Origin of the sequence: Streptomyces sp. KR55, assembly GCF_052245645.1 — a bacterium.
GTDB lineage: Bacteria > Actinomycetota > Actinomycetes > Streptomycetales > Streptomycetaceae > Streptomyces > Streptomyces flavusporus.
Window position 1 is genome coordinate 1 of the sequence record NZ_JBQQCE010000925.1, and the last position, 1,238, is coordinate 1,238.

The 1,238-nt window shown below is 68.7% G+C and carries 1 protein-coding gene; it reads left to right on the forward strand.

All coding sequences use genetic code 11. The annotated features are described in order from the left end of the window. Window positions 1-531 precede the first annotated feature (531 nt). Window positions 532-1,005, forward strand: coding sequence for a cupin domain-containing protein (locus ACTWQJ_RS51545; protein WP_443313226.1), 474 nt, complete (start codon window positions 532-534; stop codon window positions 1,003-1,005). Window positions 1,006-1,238: the final 233 nt, after the last annotated feature.

The window sequence follows — 1,238 nt, forward strand, 5'->3', positions numbered from 1 at the left end:
CATCAAGGCCCGCGCACGGCGCGGGCGCGCGCCGCCTTTCCGGCGCGGCCCGCCTCCTGTCTTCGCCCCGGCTGGCCGCGCCCGGCGGCGCGCTACGTGCAGCGGGCGGACGTAGGGAAACCCTCTGTGGCTGGGGCGGTCGGTGGAACGGCTTTAGGCAGCCACCATGGGGTGAGCCTCGAAGATCATGGCCCCAACGTCGTGCTTTACCGGGCAGGTCCACAGACTGCCCGACGCGCCGGAAGCTTACGGGGCCATGATCACTCGCCCCATGGCAGCTCCCGCCCAAAGCCGCTCCACCGACCGCGTGGCTCTCTGCAGGGCCCGTGGCGCTGGCCGGGTTGTGGGGTGTGTAGGTGGGGAGCCCAGCGCCGAGCAGCCAAGCCAACCAGAGACCGCCTGAGGGGCATCAGGTCCTGTCCAGCCGATCATGCGGGACTGGCGACACCCGGCACACGCACCCGGATGGCGGCCTTCGGCTGGCCCACAGGTGGGGACACATTGGGGGTCCACCGAGGAAGGAGCGGCCCCATGCCGGAGAACGTCCACGTGCGGCACAGCGGTGAGGGCAAGGCATTCTGGATGCTGAACGGCCTCTACGAGGTCAAGGCGTCGAGCGACGAGACCAATGGCGCGATGACCGTCATGGAGATGACCGTTCCGGAGGGGATGGGCCCACCGCCCCACACCCACCCCGGAACCGAGAGCGTCTACGTCATCGAGGGGACGCTCCGCTATCACATCGCCGGTGAGACGGTCGAAGGCGGTCCCGGGTCCTTCTTCCACATCCCTGAGGGCACCCTGGAGTGGTACGAGCCCACCAGCACGGTGCGGATCCTGATCACCTACACGCCGGGCGGTATCGACAAATTCTTCGCCGAGGCGGGTGAACCCGCCCAGCGACGGGAGCTGCCGCCCCAGTCGGACACGCCGCCGGACATTGACCGCCTCATCGAGATCGCTAAGCGGCACGGAATTCTGATGCAGCCGATGCCTGACGCCTAGGCTGTCCCAGGCAACCGGGCGCAGCTACCAGCGGAACGCGGGAGAAGGGCACGTGTGCCCCCTGCGTGCCCGATGCGGCGGCGAGCGGCGGGAAACAGCGGGGAACGTCGGCGAGCCGCCCGGGAACGCGCAGGTCAACGTCTTGCCAGGTCACGCCCCACCCGGTTACGCGATCTTCCAAACTGGGGCACCAGCGCCTCAGCTTCCCGCTTGACTGAGTCATTGAGACTCCG